1 protein-coding gene is annotated in these 202 nt (G+C 65.8%); it reads left to right on the top strand.

All coding sequences use genetic code 11. The features are described 5' to 3' along the window. Positions 1-202: hypothetical protein (locus MIAR_RS17485; protein ID WP_285638582.1), on the top strand; the 202-nt coding region annotated here is incomplete at both ends.

The raw sequence follows: 202 nt of genomic DNA, 5'->3' as shown, positions 1-202 counted from the left end.
GGGGTCACCACCGGGAAGACCCGGAAGCTCACCCAGACCCGGAATCAGACCACCGATCGTGTCAACGACACCACCGACAACCCCGCCCAGGTCGGGAAGACCCGGGAGACCCGGGACCGTGGGGTCACCACCGGGAAGACCCGGAAGCTCACCCAGACCCGGAATCAGACCACCGATCGTGTCAACGACACCACCGACAACC

This window comes from Microbacterium arabinogalactanolyticum (assembly GCF_030268005.1).
Classification (GTDB): Bacteria; Actinomycetota; Actinomycetes; order Actinomycetales; family Microbacteriaceae; genus Microbacterium; species Microbacterium arabinogalactanolyticum.
The sequence above is the reverse complement of the archived record's forward strand: the minus strand, read 5'-3'. Positions and strand labels throughout refer to the sequence as shown.